Source organism: Caballeronia sp. LZ034LL, from assembly GCF_031451215.1.
GTDB lineage: Bacteria > Pseudomonadota > Gammaproteobacteria > Burkholderiales > Burkholderiaceae > Caballeronia.
Genome location: NZ_JARUXR010000003.1, coordinates 600,019 through 617,203 on the forward strand (window position 1 = coordinate 600,019; position 17,185 = coordinate 617,203).

Genomic DNA, 17,185 nt, shown 5'->3' on the forward strand with positions numbered 1-17,185 from the left:
GATGAAGTATTGTTATTCGATTGAAAGCGCGAATGAAAGCGCCCGCATGCACGACGGCCGGGCGCGCCGCCCGACATCATAACCGTGGCAGAAACAATCCGTGCCTTGATGCAAAAACCAGCAACAGATATTAGCCGCCTTTCTGGCTCACATTAGAACTATTCGATTCTCCGTCGCCGCGCCGCCCACTAGACTGCAGGTTCCCTCCTCTCATTCCGTCCGGAGACGCATCGTGTCCCTGAACCAAGACGCACACTTCTGGCGCAACGCTCAAAACCACCTGATCCGCTACGGCGCCACCTTCCAGCCGATGATCATCGAACGCGCGCAAGGCAGCTTCGTCTATGACGCCGATGGCCGCGCCATCCTGGACTTCACCTCGGGACAGATGAGTTCAGTGCTGGGCCACAGCCACCCGGAAATCGTCTCGGTCATCAACGAGTACGCGGGCAAGCTGGACCATCTCTTCAGCGGCATGCTGTCTCGTCCGGTCGTCGATCTCGCGACGCGCCTCGCCGAAGTCGCGCCCGGCGCTCTCGAACGCGCGCTGTTGCTGAGCACCGGCGCCGAATCCAACGAAGCCGCCATCCGCATGGCGAAGCTCGTGACCGGCGGCTATGAAGTGGTCGGCTTCGCGCAGTCGTGGCACGGCATGACCGGACACGCGGCGTCCGCCACGTACAGCGCGGGCCGCAAGGGTGTAGGACCGGCAGCCGTGGGCTCGTTCGCGATTCCCGCGCCCTTCACCTACCGGCCGCAATTCGAGCGCAACGGCCATTACGATTACCTCGCCGAACTCGACTACGCGTTCGATCTCGTCGACCGTCAGTCGAGCGGCAATCTCGCCGCCTTCATCGCGGAACCCATCCTGAGTTCGGGCGGCATCATCGAGCTTCCCGAAGGTTATATGGCGGCGCTCAAGCGCAAGTGCGAGGAGCGCGGCATGCTGCTGATCCTCGACGAGGCGCAGACCGGCGTTGGCCGCACCGGCACGATGTTCGCCTGCGAGCGCGACGGCGTCACGCCCGACATCCTGACGCTCTCGAAGACGCTCGGCGCGGGCCTGCCGCTCGCGGCCGTGCTGACCACCGCCGAGATCGAGGAACGCGCGCACGAACGCGGTTATCTGTTCTATACGACGCACGTCTCCGATCCGCTGCCCGCCGCAGTCGGCTTGCGGGTGCTCGACGTGGTCGAGAACGAAGGACTGGTCGCGCGCGCGGGCAAGATGAGCGAACGGCTCAGAAGCGGCCTGCTGGATCTGATGGAGCGCTTCGACTGCATCGGCGATGTACGCGGCCGCGGCTTGCTGCTCGGCGTGGAAATCGTCAAGGACCGGCGCACCAAGGAACCCGCCGATGGCCTCGGCGCGAAAATCACGCGTGCATGCATGGAACTGGGCCTCAGCATGAACATCGTGCAGTTGCCGGGCATGGGCGGCGTGTTCCGCATTGCGCCGCCGCTGACCGTCAGCGAGGAAGAGATCGACCTCGGTCTCGACCTGCTCGGCCAGGCGATCCAGCGCTCGCTGTGAACGTGGCGTTCAGGCGGCGTCGGCGTCGAAGCGGCTGCGCAATTCCGCGAACGACATCACGCTGCCTGCCAGCGCGCTGGCCGCGACCGTCGGCGGGCTCGCAAGCCACACCTTGCCCGGGCCCGAGCGGCCCGGGAAGTTACGGTTGATCGCGCTGATCGTCACCTGTGCGGATTCCGTCGACGAGCCCGGACCGCAGTTCGCGCACGCTCCGCAAGCGGGCTGCAGCAGGATCGCGCCGACTTGCTCGAACGCCTCCACATAGCCTCGCGCGATGCAGTAGTCGCGCACGTCCTGCGTGCCGAATTGCAGATACAGCCTGACATGGTCCGGCACGCGCAGTCCGCGCGCCGCCGCCCAGGCGAGCACTGCGTGATAGTGATCGAAGTCCTCGCGCTTGCCCGCCGTGCACGAACCGCCATAGGCGATATCGATACGCGGCCGTTCACCGAGCGCCGCCAGGGCGACGCCATTGCCCGGATCGCCGGGTGCGGCGAGCATCGGCGTGAGCTGCGCGCAGTCGATCTCGATGCGGCCCGCGTAATGCGCGTGCGCGTCGCTGTGCATCCACGGTTCGATGACGAACTCGATGCCGCGCCGCTCCTTGAGAAAGCGCACCGTCTCCTCGTCCGGCGCGACGATGCCCGTGAAACCGCCCAGCTCGGCGGTCATGTTGGTGAGTGTGGTGCGCTCGTCGGTGGACAGGGCCGCGATGGCCGTGCCGGTAAATTCGAACACCTTGCCCACGCCCGCGCCTGAGCGGATCGCCGGGTCCGCGAGCAGATGCAGCACGATGTCCTTCGCGGTCACACCAGCGGGCACCGGTCCGCGCAACTCGATGCACAGCGACTCCGGCACCGTCATGCGCACCGCGCCCGTGACGAAGGCGTTCGCCATGTCCGTCGTGCCGACGCCGAACGCGACGCAGCCCAACGCGCCACTATGCGGCGTATGCGAATCCGTGCCGGCCACGACCTGTCCCGGCAGCGCGTAACGTTCGGCCATCATCGCGTGCGAGATGCCTTCGGAGCCTTCTTCGCGTTCGCTGGCGTGTTCGTTCAGATAGCCGTGATTGCGCACGCCGTAGTCGCTCGCGAACGCACGATGCGCCGCCGACAGTTCGCGCACGTCCGGCAGCAAGCCGTTCTGCACGTGCAGTTCGCTGCGATGCGAATACGACAGATGATCCTCGAACGCGAGCATGCTGTTCGCGTCGTGCAGCGCGAGCGGCCGGCCGAAGGTTGCGTGCAGCATGTGCGCGGCCATGCCGGTGTAGTACTCGTGGATGAAGCGCCAGTCCGCGCGCACGAAGATGCCGCTGCCCGCTTCGATCGATGCGTCCGTGGCGCCGGTGCTCAACGCGTGGCGCGCGAGAATTTTCTCGACGAGCGTGCGCGGTGCGGCATCGTTGGAAGGCGTGTTGATGCTCACGCGGCGCATATGCGCCTGGCCGTATCGCAACAGGCCGCCGCTGCGCAGAATCGCGGCTGCGAGCGGATCGCGCCCTTCGACCAGTTCGTCTATTTCGATCGCCTCGCCGCGACGGATGCGCTCGATCAGGCCGAAGTCCGTCGAGGTGAACAGGCCGAGATTGTCGGCGTTCTGCCGATAGATGCGCTCGAAGCTGCGCGCAATCACGAGCCGGATGCCCGCGTGGAATTCGGCAAGCGGACTATGTTCGCGCGATGAACCCTTGCCGTAGCGGTTGCCCGCCACCGTCACCTGGAAGCCGCCCGCGCGTACCGCATCGCGGCCCAGCGGGCGCCGGCCGTCCACATGGAAGCCGACATACGGACACTGGCCGAGCCGTTCGTCGAAACGCGTGAGTACGCTGATGGGCGTGATTTCGTCGGTGGAGACATCGTCGCGCAACGGGGCCGCCGCTTCCGCCGACAAGTCTTCGCCCGCCAGTTGCCGCTCGACTTTGTCCGCGTCGGCGCTCAGAAACAGAATCCGCCCGTTCAATTGCAGTGTGGCCATCGCATTCTCCCTGCCTGCCAATCTAGACCGGGAGGCATGCGCGGCGGAAGTGCCGGATCAGCAGCAGGGACATCGCGAATGGCGATGTCCGCGTTAACCCTCGCCCTCGATCAGCACGTCGATCAGCGCCTGCACGGCCTTCAGCCGCGAAGACTTGCGCGGCGCATGCACCCACAGCGAACGCGCACTGGCCCAGGTCTCTTGCAGCGGCACGCGCACGAAGCTGTGCGATCCCGCAAAGGCGGACGCCGCGCTCGTCGGCACGATGCCGATGCCCAGCCCCGCCTCCACCATGCGGCACTGCGCGTCGAAGCTGTTGACGGTCACGGAGACGTTGAGCGGCGCGCGGGCGGCGTCGGCGTGTTCCTTGAGCGTCTGATCGAGCGAGCCGCCCGCCTGCAATGCCACGAGCGGGAAGCGCACCACGTCCGCGAAACTCAGTGCGTCGGCTTGCGCGAGTGCGTGATCGGGCGGCAGCACGACCATCAGCGGATCGGCGGCGAAATGCCAGGTGTCGAGACCCGCCGGTGCATTCGAGCGCGCCGAGATGCCGACGTCCGCGCGATCGTCGAGGCACGCGCGGATCACTTCGTCGCTGATCTGCTCGGTCAGGGCGATTTCGACGAGCGGATAGCGCGCCTTGAAGCGCGTCAGACGCTCGGGAAGAAAGCCCACGATGGCCGACGCATTCGCATGCAGCCGGACCACGCCGGCCACCTGCCCGCTGAGCGACTGGATCTCGCGCGCCATGCCTTCCAGCTGACTGTGGATGGAGCGCGCGCCGGCATAGGCATGCTGGCCTGCCTCGGTCATCTGCACGCCCGCCGGCGAGCGGATCAGCAGCGCCGCGCCGATGGCGCTCTCCAGGTCCGCGATCCGCCGGCTCAACGCCGAAGGCGCGATGTGCGCGCGGCTCGCGGCCCGCGCGATCGATCCCTCCTCGACCACGGAGATGAAGAGTTCAAGACTGTAGGGATCGATCCGCATGCGTCATTGTTTGTCGTTTTGCTTGTCGTGCTGAGGTGCGCCGGTCAGCGCCGTGATGATCGCATAGGCGGCCTTCACCCGGTCGTCGTTCGGGATGTTGCGGTTCGCCAGCATCACGATGCCCACGCCCTCGCTCGGCACGAACGCGATATACGTGCCGAAGCCGTTCGTCGAACCGGTCTTGTTGATCCAGACATCATCGCGCGGCGGCTGCGGCGGATCAATTGCGGTGACGGGCGTCGGGTTCAGGATCATCGCCTGGCCGTTTCCTTCCAGCAGCGCGGGCAACGCCGCCGGATACGGATACTGTTCCCAGATGAGGTCCTGCGTCATCGGTCCCGCCTTGAAGTAACCGGTGTGCGTCGCGGTGACCGCGCGCTGCCATGCCGGATCCACACGTACCTGATTCATGTTGATCTGCATGAAGCGCGTCAGGTCGGCTGCCGTCGTGCGCACGCCATACGCCTCGGAGGACAGCACGCCGCCTTGCATGCGGATCGGCCGGTCGTCCTGTGCATAGCCTTGCGCATAGTCGCGCTGTTTCGCGGCGGGCACGTGCATGTAACTGTGCGTCAGGCCGAGCGCGGGAAAGAGGCGTGTCTGCATCAGCGCGTCGAAGTCCTGGTTCATGGCCTTCGCGGTAATGAGCCCGAGCGTGCCGATGCCCGGATTCGAATACGTGCGCACCGTGCCGGGCGGCCGCGCCGGACGCCACGTGCTGAAGTACTGCAACAGCTGGGCGTTGTCGTGAATGTCGTCGGGGACCTGGAGCGGCAAGCCGCCCGGCGTGTGCGTGCCGAGATTGAGCAGCGTGACCTTGCCGAACTCGCTGCCGTCCAGCGACGGCAGATACTTGCCGACGGGATCGCTCAATGACAAGTCGCCTTTTGTCTGGGCATACGAGGCGAGCGTCGCGGTGAAGGTCTTGCTGACGGAGCCGAGTTCGAACAGCGTATTGCGCGTGACGGGCTGCTTCGTCTCCTTCGACGCCACGCCGTAGTCGAACACATACGCCCGGCCTCCCACTACAACACCCACCGCCATGCCCGCAATGCCGTGCAGCGCCATCAAGGGCTTGATGGTTTCATCGACCGTACGCCGCACGTTCGCGTTATCGGCACTCGCGGCAAACGCCGCACTGCTCGCGCTGCCAAAAGAAAAACTGGCCAGTGCCAGACACATCATCTTGCGGATTTTAATGTTCATCGAAGCTTCTCATAATTGCCGTGATTGATCCGAGGCGAAATATCCGCCGTTTCAGGCTAGGCCGCAATCGACGATAATTTGCCCAAGCCAAAAGAAAAACTTATGCGAACCTTGCGTCCTTATCTTCCGCTGAATGCATTGCGTGCGTTCGAGGCCTCGGCGCGGCACCTGAGTTTCACGCGCGCCGCGCAGGAACTGAGCGTCACCCAGGCCGCCGTCAGTCAGCAGGTGCGCGCACTCGAGGAACGGCTCGGCACGCCGCTCTTCAAACGCCTGCCGCGCGGTCTCGGCCTCACCGACGAAGGCCGCGCGCTGCTGCCCGTCCTGAGCGATTCGTTCGGCCGCATGGAAGCGGTGCTCAAGCAGTTCGAAGGCGGCCATTTCCACGAGGTGCTGACGGTGGGCGTGGTCGGAACGTTCGCGGTCGGCTGGCTGATGCCGCGCATGAAGGCCTTCGCGCAAACGCATCCGTTCGTCGAATTGCGGCTGCTCACGCATAACAATCTCGTCGATCCGGCATCGGAAGGTCTCGACTTCGCCATTCGCTTCGGCACCGGCGCCTGGCCCGCGACGCACAGCGCCATGCTCCTCGACGCGCCGCTTGCCGTGCTGTGCACGCCCGAGATCGCGCGCAACCTGCGCACGCCTGCCGACCTCGCCAACGAAGTGCTGTTGCGCTCCTATCGCGCGGACGACTGGACCAGCTGGTTCGAAGCCGCCGGGCTCGACGCCTGGACCCTGAACGGCCCCGTGTTCGATTCCTCGCGCCTGATGGTCGAAGCCGCGTTGCAGGGCGCGGGTGTCGCGCTCGTGCCGTCGCGCATGTTCGAGCGCGAGTTGCGTACCGGGCTGCTGGCACGGCCGTTCGACATCGAGGTGAAGACCGGCAGTTACTGGCTCACGTGGCCGCGGTCGCGGCGTCTTTCGCCGGGCATGCGGCTGTTTCGCGATTGGATCGTCGCCGAAACAGGCGCGACACCCTAGCCTTCTCCAACGCAACTCTCCAGCAAGCAAGCTGAAAGAAAATTCCTCCGTTGTTTATCGTTCGATAGGAGGCTAACGAATAGAGTTCTGGCTATAATCGCGGCCCATGACCTCTCTCGACCTCCTGCGCCGCTCCGTCAGCAGCACGCTCGTGCTCGCGGCGCGACGCTGGCGCCGCACCAGTCACGGCGTGCTCGCCTCGTACGGGGTATCGGAAGCCTGCGCGGTGCCGCTCCTGACCGCCAACCGCCTCGGCGAGGCCGTCCGCCAGGTGACCCTTGCGGAACACGTCGGCATTGAAGGGCCGTCGCTGGTGCGGCTGCTCGACCAGTTGTGCGCGGCAGGCCTCGTGCGCCGCGACGAAGACCCGGAAGACCGCCGCGCCAAGACCATCACGCTGACCGACGAAGGCCGCGCCGTCACCACGCGCATGGAAGAGCGGCTGATCACGCTACGGGCGCGGCTGCTCAAGGGCGTGAGCCGCGCCGACCTGGAAACCACGTTGCGCGTGCTCAACGCCTTCAGCGACCTGTCCGACGGCAATCTCCTCGCCGCGATGGCCGCCGTCGAACCGCCGCCCAAGCCGGCCCGGCCCGCCGAGAAACGCGGAGCCTAGCCACATGTCCTTTCCTTCCGCGCGCGAATGGCTCTTCTCCGCCAAGACCTTCGCGGCCGCGATGATCGCGCTGTACATCGGCCTCGCACTGCAATTGCCGCGTCCCTACTGGGCGATGGCGACCGTCTATATCGTGTCGAATCCCTTCGTCGGCGCGACGCGCTCGAAGGCGCTCTACCGCGCGCTCGGCACGATGATCGGCGCGGCGGGCGCGGTGCTGATCGTGCCGCCCTTCGTCGAATCGCCGTATCTGTTCAGCGTGGTCGTCGCGCTGTGGACCGGCACCCTGCTCTATCTCTCGATGTTCGACCGCAGCGCGCGCAGCTATGTGTTCCTGCTGGCGGGCTATACCTTGCCGCTGATCGCGCTGCCCGCCGTCACGGACCCGACCATCGTCTTCGACCTGGCGATGACCCGCACCGAGGAAATCCTGCTCGGCATCGTGGTGGCGAGCGTGGTCGGCAGCGCGGTATTGCCGAGCCGGCTCGCGCCGACGCTGGTCGAACGCACGGACGCCTGGTTCCGCGACGCCGCGTACTACGCGAGCGAAACGCTGTCCGGCCATATCGCGGGCGCGAAGATCTCGGCGACGCGCCAGCGGCTCGCGGCCACGGTCAATGGCCTGGAACTGCTGCTGAGCCAGCTGACCTACGATCACGCGCGGCCCGACATCATCCGCCGCGCGCGTGCGCTGCAGGGCCGCATGCAGATTTTCCTGCCGCTGATTTCATCGATGGCCGATCCGCTGATCGAACTGTTCGACAAGCACCGGCAATATCCGGAAGGGCTCGAAGCGCTGCTGAAGGACGTCGCTGACTGGGTCGGCACGCCTGCGCCGCGCTCGGCGGAAGAGATCGAGCACGAAGCCGCGCCGGATGCTTTCCGCGCGCGCATCCTCGCCATGCGCCCGTCCGTCGAGGCGCTGGCCACGCTGGACGGCGCGCTGCTCTCCAATGCGCTGTGGCGGCTCGGGCAAGTGATCGACGTGTGGCAGGACATCCGTGCGCTGCGCGCGGCCATCCTCAATGAAACGAGCGAATGGCGTCCGCACTTCCGCCACTGGCGGCTGGGCGGCACGGCGCGCTTCTTCGACCGCGGCATGATGCTGTTCTCGACCGGCGTCGCGGTGAGCGCGATCATCGTCGCGTGCAGCCTGTGGATCGAATCCGGCTGGAACGACGGCGCCGGCGCGGTAACGCTCGCAGCCGTGGCGTGCTGCTTCTTCGCCGCGCTCGACGAACCCGCGCCGCAAGTCTTCACGTTCTTCGTCGCGACCTGCATGAGCGTGGTGCTGGCGGGCCTGTACGTGTTCGCGGTGCTGCCGCACGTGCACGACTTCCCGATGCTCGTCATCATCTTCGCGGTGCCGTTCCTCATCATCGGCACGCTCATTCCACGGCCGCGCTTCAATCTCGTCACCATGCTCGTGGCAGTGAACACGGCCACCTTCATCAGCATCCAGAGCGCCTACGAGGCCAACTTTTTCGTCTTCATCAACAGCAATCTCGCCGGCGTGGCGGGCCTGCTGTTCGCGTTCATCTGGACGCGCATGACGCGGCCGTTCGGCGCCGAACTCGCCGCCGCGCGGCTCACGCGTTCGGCGTGGGCGGATATCGTGGTGAGCGCGTCGTCGGCGGAAGTCATCGACGATCAGCGCAATCTCTACGCACGCATGCTCGACCGCCTGATGCAACTGCTGCCGCGCCATGCGTCGAGTGATTCGCAGCGTCATCCTTCCATTGAAAGCTTCCGCGATTTCCGGGTCGCGCTGAATGCGCTCGACCTGCGCCGCTCGCGCCGCAAGCTGCCGGCGGAACTCCAGCATGCCGTCGATACCGTGCTCGACGCACTGCGCGGCTATTTCCAGTCCTGCATCGCGCGCCGCGCGCGCCAGCCGGTGCCGCCTGAGCTGATTCGCGGCATCGATTCGGCCAGCGCGCAAGTGGCCGCCCGCGCCATTGCCCAGTCGCCCGCCGCCGATGCCGTCGCCGAAAAGTGGCTGCGCGACACGCTGCATGCGCTGGTCGGCATGCGCCTGTCGCTGCATCCGCCTGAAGAGCAGACGACCCCGCAGAACGGCGCCGCGCCCCGTGAGGAGCCGGCATGAGCATGATCCCTTCTCTCTCGACGGAACGCCCAACATGATCGGCGAAATCGACATCCTCGGCGTGTTCGTGCCGGCCGTGCTGGTGCTGATGTTCGTCGCCTACCTCGTGAACCTGGCGATCCGCACCGTGCTCGCGCGCGTCGGCTTCTATCGGTTCGTCTGGCATCGCTCCATTTTCGATCTCGGCATCTACGTGCTGGTGCTGGGTCTTGTCGTCATCGTTTCGCAGCGGCTCATCTCGTGAAAAAAACCTGGTTCTCCCTCGGGCAGATTCTGCTTACGCTCATCGTCGTGACCATTGCGGCCGTCGTGCTGTGGAAGCTGGTCGATTACTACATGTTCGCGCCCTGGACCCGCGACGGGCACGTGCGCGCCGACGTCATCCAGGTCGCGCCGGACGTGTCGGGTCTCATCACCGAAGTGCACGTGACCGACAACCAGCAGGTGAAGAAAGGCGACGTATTGTTCGTAATCGACCGGGCGCGCTATGCGCTGGCGCTGCGCAACGCGCAGGCCGCCGCGCAGCAGCGCCGCGCGACGCTCGATCAGGCGCGCCGCGAAGACGTGCGCAATCGCTCGCTCGGCAACCTGGTGGCGCGTGAAGTGACCGAGGAAACCCATTCGCGCGTCGAGACGGCTACGGCCGCGCTGGCCGACGCCGAAGTCGCCATCGATACGGCCCGGCTCAATCTCGACCGCACCGAAATCGTCAGCCCCGTGGATGGCTATCTGAACGACCGCGCGCCGCGCGTCGGCGAATACATCGCGGCCGGACGCGCGGTGCTCTCCGTGGTCGACATGCATTCGTTCCGCGTGGATGGCTATTTCGAGGAAACCAAGCTGCACGGCATCGACATCGGCCAGCCGGTGGACATCAAGGTGATGGGCGAGCCGAACGTGCTGCGCGGACATGTGCAGAGCATTGTCGCGGCGATCGAGGACCGTGACCGGCAACAAAGCCCGAGCCTGCTGCCGAACGTGAACCCGGCGTTCAGCTGGGTGCGGCTCGCGCAGCGCATTCCGGTGCGCGTGACGCTCGATGAAATTCCGGCCGACTTTCGTCTGATCGCGGGCCGCACGGCGACCGTGTCGGTGCGCGGCATCGGACCGGCGATCGGCAGGCGCGCGGCGTCGGAGACATCGCCGGCTTCCGCGCCTGCGCCGACATCGAGCGTGACGGCACCGGCACCGGCTTCAGGTGCCTCGCAATGAACGGCGTGCGCACGATGAAGGGCCTGGCCTTCGCGGCGGCGACGGCCTTCGCGCTGGCCGGCTGCATGACGGTCGGACCGAACTACACGCTGCCGGACAAGGCCGCCGTCAACGCGCCCTACGCGAACGCGCCGCTCGACGGCGCCGATCAGGCGCCCGTCACGCAGGGCGCGGTGCCGTCGAAATGGTGGCGGCTCTATGACGATCCGGTCGTCGATCAACTCGTCGAGCAAGCGCTCGCGTCGAATGCGGATCTGCGCGTCGCGGCGGCGAACCTAGCGCGTTCGCGTGCCGAAGTGGAATTCGCGAACCAGCAAGGCGGCTTCTCCGGCAAGTCGTCGGCGGCGTTCCAGCGCGCGCAGGAATCGGCGGAACAGTATCTGTTGACGGAGAAACTTCCGGTCGTCAACGAAGGCGCGCTCGATCTGTCCGTGTCCTACGAGCTCGACCTGTTCGGCAAGATCAGGCGCGGCATCGAAGCCGCGAACGCCGATGATGAAGCCGTCGAAGCCGCGCAGGATCTCGCGCGCATCACGGTGGTCGCCGATGTCGTGCGGGCCTATGTCGAATCCTGCTCGGCGGCGGAGGAACTGGACATCGCGCGCAAGTCGCTGGATCTGCAAAAGCAGCGCGTGAAGCTCACGCAGCGTCTGCGCGACGCAGGCCGCGGCAACCAGTCCGAAGTCACGCGCGGACAAACCCAGGCCGATACGCTCGCCGCCGACATTCCGCGTTTCGTCGCGCGTCGCCGGGTCGCGCAATATCGCCTGGCGATGCTGCTGGCACGCGCGCCCGCCGATCTGCCCAAGGCCGCGCTCGCCTGCCGCAAGCTGCCGCAGTTGCGCGCGCCGATTCCGGTCGGCGATGGCGCCGCGCTGCTCAAGCGCCGTCCCGATGTACGGCAGGCCGAACGGCAACTGGCGTCGTCGACGGCGCGCATCGGCGTGGCGACGGCGGCGCTGTATCCGTCGGTGAGCCTGGGGGCGTCGGTGGGATCGGTGGGCGTCGCGGAAGACCTGTTCGGCGCGAATACGAATCGCTGGGCGTTCGGTCCGCTGATCAGCTGGAGCTTTCCGATCAATGGCCAGCGCGCCCGCGTGCTGCAGGCGGAAGCAGCGAGCAGCGGCGCGCTCGCGCACTTCGACGGCGTCGTGCTGAAGGCCTTGCAGGAAACGCAGAGCAATCTCGCGACGTATGCCTCGGACACCACGCGCGCCGATGCCTTGCGCATCGCGTACCGTTCGGCCACCCAGTCCGCCGATGAAACCAACCAGCTGTATCGTGCGGGCCGCGAGTCGTTCCTCAACGATCTCGACGCCACGCGCACGCTGACCGGCGTGGCCGCGCAGGTCGCCGCGGCCGAAGGTCAGGTGGCGGTGGATCAGGTGAACCTGTTCCTCGCGCTCGGCGGCGGCTGGGAAACGGACGAAGCCGTCGCGCAGAACGGCAAGGGGAAGTAAGGGCGTTGGCGTGGTGCGGTGCGAGCAGCACAGCCCACGCTCATCTGAAGCGCATCAACCGGCAGCGGGCCAATTGAATTGCACGTCGGCGCGCAGCCGGGTCGAGTCGATCAGCCGCGCGTTCACGTCGTCGGTCTGGCTGACCCACTGTTCCGCCGCCTCCTCGCTGCGGCCGAAGCTCACGTGCCGCGCCAGCAGCCGCGAACGCCGCAGGTTCTGATCGACGTTCACGAACCAGACTTCGTCGAGCAACGGCTTCACGCCGCGCCAGTGACCGTGTTCGAGCAGCAGGTAATTCCCTTCGGTCACGATCAGCGGCACGTCCGGCAGCACCGGAATCGCTCCGGCGATCGGTTCCTCAATCTCGCGCCGGAACGCCGGCGCATACACGATCTCATCCGGCCGCTGTTCACGCAACCGCCGCAGCAGCGCGACATAGCCGGCGCTGTCGAAGGTATCTTCCGCGCCCTTGCGCCCGGCGCGTCCGAGCCGCTGAAGCTCCACGTTGGCGAGATGGTAGCCGTCCATCGGCACGACGACGGCCTGGTCCGGCAAGGCATCGAGAATGGCCTCCGCCAGCGTGGACTTGCCCGCGCCCGGCGCGCCGACCAGACCGAGGATGCGGCGCCCGCCTGCATCGGCGAGACGTCGCAGACGTTCGAGATAGAGTCCGTCGATCATCAGTGATGCGCCCTCGCCTTCGCTGCCGCATCGATGCCGCCGGCCATGAACGCGCGCGCGTGTTTCGCGAGGTCCATGCCGTCGTCCCACAGGTTGCGCCAGATGGCGAGCGCGTTCGACAACTGCTCGTTCACGACCGTCGACGAGAAACTCTCGAAGGTCACGACGCCCTGATAGTCGATCATCGCCAGCGCGTGGAAAAACTGCGAAAAGTCGATGGTGCCCGAACCGAGATAGCCGCGATTGCTCTCGCCGATATGCACATAACCGAGCCGCTTGCCGCATTGCAGGACCGGCTGCATGAAGTCCGATTCCTCGATGTTCATGTGGTACGTGTCGAGATGCACGACCACGTTGGGCGCATCCACTTCGTCGATGAACGCCAGCGCCTGCGAAGCCGTGTTCAGCAGGTTGCTCTCGTAGCGGTTCACCACTTCGAGGCCGAGCGTCACGTTCTTTTTGAGCGCGAAATCGGCGATGCGCTTCAGTGAATCAATCGCATTGCGGCGGCCCTTCGGTGTGATCGGAGCCGAGTATTTCGCCATCGCGCCGTACAGGATGCCGCCGAAATAGCCGCCGCCGAGTTCCGCCGTGATCGTGATGCCTTCCTCCAGCAACGCAACGCCACGCGCCACGATGGCCGGGTCTTCGTTCGACACGTCCGCGTCGAAGGTCAGGCCGCGCGAGCAGCCGATTCCGAGCCCATGCTCCTGCAACAGATCGCGCGTCAGCACGAGATCCATGACCTTCGGGCCATGCAGCGACAGCTCGACCAGATCGAAACCGGCCTCCCTGGTCTGGCTGATGACCTTGCGCGTCGATTCCGGCGTCAGGTCGCCCGCCCAGACCAGTGCATGTACGCCAAGCTTGTTCATCGTGCCACTCCCTCCGATGCGGTCGCGCGTCTGCGGACCCGGGTTCTTGAAATGCCGCGGGCCCAGGCCCAGCGGACGAGCATCACTACCAGCAGGAACACGCCCCACAGCGCGGTGGCGAGGTGCTGGTTCGCGCCGAGCAGATTGAGCCCCGACGCGATCACCTGCAGGATCACCAGCGCGATGACGACCGGCGCCACGCGCCCGAAGCCGCCGAACGGATCGACGCGGCCGAGAAAGCACGCCAGCACCGAGATCAGCAGGAAGGCCTCGCCGTGACCGACGCGCACCGAGTTGAACTGCGCGGCCATCACGATGCCGGCGACGCCGCACATCAGCCCCGACAGCATATAGATGCGCGTGACGGCGCGCGTCGTGGCGATGCCGGAATAGCGGGTCGCTTCGAGATTCGAGCCGATCATGCGGGTGGCGAAGCCGAGCCGCGACTGCGTCATCACGACATGCCAGACCAGCGCGCAGCCGATGAAGATCCACAGCGGAATCGGCACGCCCAGCAGCGCGCCGTTGCCCATTTCGCGGACGAACGGCGGGAAGCCCGAGATGTCGCCGCCGCGCGTGAGGAATTCGCCGAGGCCGCGCAGGAAGATCATCATCGAGAGCGAGACGAGGATCGGGCTCGCGCCGGTGCGCGCGATCACCGCGCCCATCACCCAGCCGGACGCGGCGCCCGTCGCGAGCGCGGCGGCCATGCCGAGCGCCACGGCGGCGGCGCCCGCGTCCGCGCCGCCATGCGTGTGCAGCACGTAGGCCATCGCCAGGCCCGAAATGTTCGCCGTGAAGGTCACCGCCAGATTGAAGCCGCCGGAGATGAGCGGCATCAGCATGGCCAGCGTGAAGAAGCCGAGTTCGGGCAGCTGGAACGCCACCGAGACGAAGGTGCTCGTCGTGAAGAAGCGCTCGGAGGCGAAGCTCATCACGACGATCACGATGACCAGAAAGCCCAGCAGCCCGGCGACATCGGCGGACACGAACGCGCCGGTGGAAGCACGCGTCTTCATGGCGCCGCCTTCGCGCCCGACGACGCCAGACGCGCGCCGACCAGCTTCGTGAAGCCGCCGCTCGACAGGGTGATTGCTATCAGGATGATCGCGCCGATGATCATCTTGAACGCGTAAGGCGAGATGCCGAGCAGGTTCAGTCCGTTGGCGGTGATGGCGGTCAGCAGGATGCCGAGAATCGCGCCGAGGATCGTGCCGCGTCCGCCGCCCAGCCGCGCGCCGCCGAGCACCACGGCGGCCAGCACGTCGAGTTCGCGGCCATACAGCGCGTTCGGCACGACTTCCTGCACGTAGTGCGCCTGCATCAGGCCCGCGATGCCCGCCATCATGCCGAGCCAGCCGAACGCCACATAGTGCATCGCGCCGATATTCACGCCCACGCGCCGCGCGGCCTCGGGGTTGTCGCCCATCGCGTAGAGCTGGCGGCCGGTGGTCGTGCGGCGCAGCAGCAGCCAGGTGGCCAGCACCGCCGCCGCCATCACCGCGACCGGCAGCGCGAGCGTGGCGACGCCGCTGGGCGTATCCACATGGACGATGGACACGCGCTCGACCCACCAGTCCGGCAGGTCGTAGATGGACACGCCGCCCGTCAGGAACATCAGGCCGCCGAAGAAGACGTTGAAGGTGGCGATGGTCACGACAATCGAGACGATGCGAAACCGGTAGATGATGGTCGCGTTGATCGCGCCCAGCAGGAAGCCGAAGCACGCGGCAACGAGGAAGCCCAGCGCCCAGTTGCCGCCGCCGAGCCGCATGACGGTGAGCGCGGTCAGGTACTGCGCCACCGATGCGCCCACGGCGAACGAAATGTCGATGCCGCCCGCGATCAGCACCACCAGCAGGCCCACGGCGAAGATGATGTTGACCGAGCTCTGGTTCAGCAGGTCGAACAGGTTGGAGAGCGTGAGGAAGGTGCTGGTCGTGAGGCTCAGGCCGATCATCATCGCGATGATGACGAGCAGCAGCAATGCCTCGATCGAACCGATTCCGAGTCTGCGCAGGTCAGGCATGGACGTCTCGCTCGATGTGTTCCATCGTGGTCTTGCCCGGCACGTATTCCCCCGCGATGCTGCCATCGCGCATGTGCAGGATGCGGTCGGCGTTGAAATACACCTCGGGGATCTCGTCCGAGATCAGCAGGATCGCCATGCCCTGCGCGGCCAGGTTGTGGATGATCGCGAAGATGCCGGCACGCGCGCCCACGTCCACGCCGACCGTCGGCGAATCGAGGATCAGCAGCTTCGGGTTCGTGGCGAGCCACTTGGCCAGCACGATGCGCTGCTGGTTGCCGCCGGAAAGCGTGGACACCGCGTCGTCCGGCTGGCCGATCTTCACCGCGAGTTGCCCGATCCAGTCGTCGATCAGCGCGCCGCGACGGCGCGCCGAGATCAGGCGCGCGGCATCGAGCAGGCGGTCGAGCACGGCCGCCACGGTGTTGTCGCCGATCGATTGCGGCTGCACCAGGCCGAGTTGCAGTCGGTCCTCGGAGACATAGGCAATGCCGGCGCGGATTGCGTCGCGGTTCGAGCGCAGCGCGATTTCCCGGCCTTCCATATGGATCGATCCCGCGCGCGGCCGCGTCATGCCGAACAGCGACAACGCCAGCTCGGTGCGGCCCGCGCCCAGCCGTCCGGTGATGCCGAGAATCTCGCCGCGGCGAATGCTGAGCGCGATGTCGCGATACTCACGCCCGCGCGACAGACCCCGCACTTCCAGCACCACGGGCGCCGCCGGACGATCCGCCGCGCGCACGGCGTAATCGAACGTGCGGCCCGTCATCAGTTCGGTGAGACGCGTCTGCGTCATGCCTTGCGTGGGAAAGGTGCCGACATACTGGCCGTCGCGCAGCACGGTCACGCGCGTGCAGACTTCGAGCACTTCCGCGAGCCGGTGGCTGACGAACACCACGGCAATGCCATCCGCCGACAGTCGCCGCACGATCTCGAGCAGCGCGCCGGTTTCGGCGTGACTCAGCGAAGCGGTCGGTTCGTCCATGAACACGAGGCGCGCGTCGCGCACCAGCGCGCGGGCGATCGCCACGATCTGCCGCTGCGCGATCGACAGCGCGCGCACCGACCGGCCCAGATCGAGCGTCACGCCAAGCCGCTCCAGAATGCGCCGCGCGGCCTGCTTCATCCGGCCGTAATCGACGAGACGCGGCCACCCGCCGAGGTTCTGCTCGAACGCGATGTTCTCGGCCACCGTCATCTCCGGGAACAGCGCGAGATCCTGCCAGATCACCTGGATGCCGAGGTCGCGCGCCTTCGCCGGATCGAGGCCCAGGATGGACTCGCCGTCCATCAGCATCTGCGCGCCGGCCTCGGGCTGATACACGCCGTTGATGATCTTGATGAGCGTGCTCTTGCCGCAGCCGTTCTCGCCCGCGAGGCACAGGACTTCGCCCGGCATCACGTCGAACTGCACGGAGCGCAACGCCCGCACGCCGCCGAAGTCCTTCGAGATGGCGTCGAGCTTCAGCAGGGGCGGGTGCGCGTCGGCGGCGGTCGGGTTCATGGGCGCGGCG

At 66.5% G+C, this 17,185-nt stretch carries 15 protein-coding genes; 7 read left to right on the top strand and 8 right to left on the bottom strand.

The window, feature by feature from the left end; translation table 11 throughout:
- Positions 1-232 precede the first annotated feature (232 nt).
- Complete coding sequence (locus tag QCE83_RS23800; protein WP_309817081.1) at positions 233-1,534, top strand: aspartate aminotransferase family protein; 1,302 nt, start codon at positions 233-235, stop codon at positions 1,532-1,534.
- A 9-nt stretch (positions 1,535-1,543) separates the two neighbouring features.
- Here the strand turns inward: QCE83_RS23800 and QCE83_RS23805 are convergent, their stop codons facing one another.
- The 3 genes from QCE83_RS23805 to ampC form a co-directional block, all read right to left on the bottom strand.
- Positions 1,544-3,514 (bottom strand): aconitase family protein, encoded by a 1,971-nt coding sequence (locus QCE83_RS23805; protein WP_309817084.1) that lies wholly within the window; start codon positions 3,512-3,514, stop codon positions 1,544-1,546.
- Positions 3,515-3,607: 93 nt separating this feature from the next.
- Positions 3,608-4,501, bottom strand: a complete 894-nt coding sequence (locus QCE83_RS23810) for a LysR family transcriptional regulator (protein WP_309817087.1) — start codon at positions 4,499-4,501, stop codon at positions 3,608-3,610.
- Between the two features lie 3 nt (positions 4,502-4,504).
- Positions 4,505-5,707: a class C beta-lactamase gene (ampC, locus tag QCE83_RS23815; RefSeq protein WP_404985441.1), complete on the bottom strand. Its 1,203-nt coding sequence runs from the start codon at positions 5,705-5,707 to the stop codon at positions 4,505-4,507.
- Between the two features lie 102 nt (positions 5,708-5,809).
- On the opposite strand from ampC, the gene QCE83_RS23820 reads away from it, so the two are divergent.
- The 6 genes from QCE83_RS23820 (at position 5,810) to QCE83_RS23845 (ending at position 12,086) form a co-directional block, all read left to right on the top strand.
- Complete coding sequence (locus QCE83_RS23820; protein WP_309817090.1) at positions 5,810-6,691, top strand: LysR family transcriptional regulator; 882 nt, start codon at positions 5,810-5,812, stop codon at positions 6,689-6,691.
- A 106-nt stretch (positions 6,692-6,797) separates the two neighbouring features.
- Complete coding sequence (locus tag QCE83_RS23825) at positions 6,798-7,307, top strand: MarR family transcriptional regulator (RefSeq protein WP_309817093.1); 510 nt, start codon at positions 6,798-6,800, stop codon at positions 7,305-7,307.
- Positions 7,308-7,311: 4 nt separating this feature from the next.
- On the top strand, positions 7,312-9,414 hold the full coding sequence (locus QCE83_RS23830) for an FUSC family protein (protein ID WP_309817098.1): 2,103 nt from the start codon (positions 7,312-7,314) through the stop codon (positions 9,412-9,414).
- 34 nt (positions 9,415-9,448) lie between these two features.
- Positions 9,449-9,658, top strand: coding sequence for a DUF1656 domain-containing protein (locus QCE83_RS23835; protein WP_309817100.1), 210 nt, complete (start codon positions 9,449-9,451; stop codon positions 9,656-9,658).
- Positions 9,655-10,626, top strand: a complete 972-nt coding sequence (locus QCE83_RS23840) for an HlyD family secretion protein (RefSeq protein ID WP_309817101.1) — start codon at positions 9,655-9,657, stop codon at positions 10,624-10,626. Before QCE83_RS23835 ends, QCE83_RS23840 begins: the two co-directional genes overlap by 4 nt.
- Positions 10,623-12,086 carry an efflux transporter outer membrane subunit gene (locus QCE83_RS23845; protein WP_404985445.1) on the top strand — a complete coding sequence of 488 codons (1,464 nt, stop codon included), beginning with the start codon at positions 10,623-10,625 and terminating at the stop codon, positions 12,084-12,086. Before QCE83_RS23840 ends, QCE83_RS23845 begins: the two co-directional genes overlap by 4 nt.
- A gap of 54 nt (positions 12,087-12,140) precedes the next feature.
- On the opposite strand, the gene QCE83_RS23850 is transcribed toward QCE83_RS23845, so the two are convergent.
- From QCE83_RS23850 to QCE83_RS23870, 5 genes are read right to left on the bottom strand one after another with little or no spacing between them, the layout of a single operon-like run.
- Complete coding sequence (locus QCE83_RS23850) at positions 12,141-12,767, bottom strand: nucleoside/nucleotide kinase family protein (protein WP_309817102.1); 627 nt, start codon at positions 12,765-12,767, stop codon at positions 12,141-12,143.
- Positions 12,767-13,642, bottom strand: a complete 876-nt coding sequence (locus QCE83_RS23855; RefSeq protein WP_309817104.1) for a sugar phosphate isomerase/epimerase family protein — start codon at positions 13,640-13,642, stop codon at positions 12,767-12,769. Before QCE83_RS23855 ends, QCE83_RS23850 begins: the two co-directional genes overlap by 1 nt.
- Complete coding sequence (locus tag QCE83_RS23860; RefSeq protein WP_309817107.1) at positions 13,639-14,661, bottom strand: ABC transporter permease; 1,023 nt, start codon at positions 14,659-14,661, stop codon at positions 13,639-13,641. Before QCE83_RS23860 ends, QCE83_RS23855 begins: the two co-directional genes overlap by 4 nt.
- Positions 14,658-15,671, bottom strand: a complete 1,014-nt coding sequence (locus QCE83_RS23865; protein ID WP_309817109.1) for an ABC transporter permease — start codon at positions 15,669-15,671, stop codon at positions 14,658-14,660. Before QCE83_RS23865 ends, QCE83_RS23860 begins: the two co-directional genes overlap by 4 nt.
- On the bottom strand, positions 15,664-17,175 hold the full coding sequence (locus QCE83_RS23870) for a sugar ABC transporter ATP-binding protein (RefSeq protein WP_309817111.1): 1,512 nt from the start codon (positions 17,173-17,175) through the stop codon (positions 15,664-15,666). The genes QCE83_RS23865 and QCE83_RS23870 overlap by 8 nt, the downstream gene beginning before the upstream one ends.
- Positions 17,176-17,185: the final 10 nt, after the last annotated feature.

Bases quoted from the DNA above. Each gene is read 5' to 3' on its own strand.
- QCE83_RS23825 (WP_309817093.1), top strand. From the start codon at position 6,798: ATGACCTCTCTCGACCTCCTGCGCCGCTCCGTCAGCAGCACGCTCGTG.
- QCE83_RS23860 (WP_309817107.1), bottom strand. From the start codon at position 14,661: ATGAAGACGCGTGCTTCCACCGGCGCGTTCGTGTCCGCCGATGTCGCC.
- QCE83_RS23830 (WP_309817098.1), top strand. From the start codon at position 7,312: ATGTCCTTTCCTTCCGCGCGCGAATGGCTCTTCTCCGCCAAGACCTTC.
- QCE83_RS23845 (WP_404985445.1), top strand. From the start codon at position 10,623: ATGAACGGCGTGCGCACGATGAAGGGCCTGGCCTTCGCGGCGGCGACG.
- QCE83_RS23810 (WP_309817087.1), bottom strand. From the start codon at position 4,501: ATGCGGATCGATCCCTACAGTCTTGAACTCTTCATCTCCGTGGTCGAG.
- QCE83_RS23835 (WP_309817100.1), top strand. From the start codon at position 9,449: ATGATCGGCGAAATCGACATCCTCGGCGTGTTCGTGCCGGCCGTGCTG.
- QCE83_RS23820 (WP_309817090.1), top strand. From the start codon at position 5,810: ATGCGAACCTTGCGTCCTTATCTTCCGCTGAATGCATTGCGTGCGTTC.
- QCE83_RS23850 (WP_309817102.1), bottom strand. From the start codon at position 12,767: ATGATCGACGGACTCTATCTCGAACGTCTGCGACGTCTCGCCGATGCA.
- QCE83_RS23870 (WP_309817111.1), bottom strand. From the start codon at position 17,175: ATGAACCCGACCGCCGCCGACGCGCACCCGCCCCTGCTGAAGCTCGAC.
- QCE83_RS23865 (WP_309817109.1), bottom strand. From the start codon at position 15,671: ATGCCTGACCTGCGCAGACTCGGAATCGGTTCGATCGAGGCATTGCTG.
- QCE83_RS23855 (WP_309817104.1), bottom strand. From the start codon at position 13,642: ATGAACAAGCTTGGCGTACATGCACTGGTCTGGGCGGGCGACCTGACG.
- ampC (WP_404985441.1), bottom strand. From the start codon at position 5,707: ATGAACATTAAAATCCGCAAGATGATGTGTCTGGCACTGGCCAGTTTT.
- QCE83_RS23805 (WP_309817084.1), bottom strand. From the start codon at position 3,514: ATGGCCACACTGCAATTGAACGGGCGGATTCTGTTTCTGAGCGCCGAC.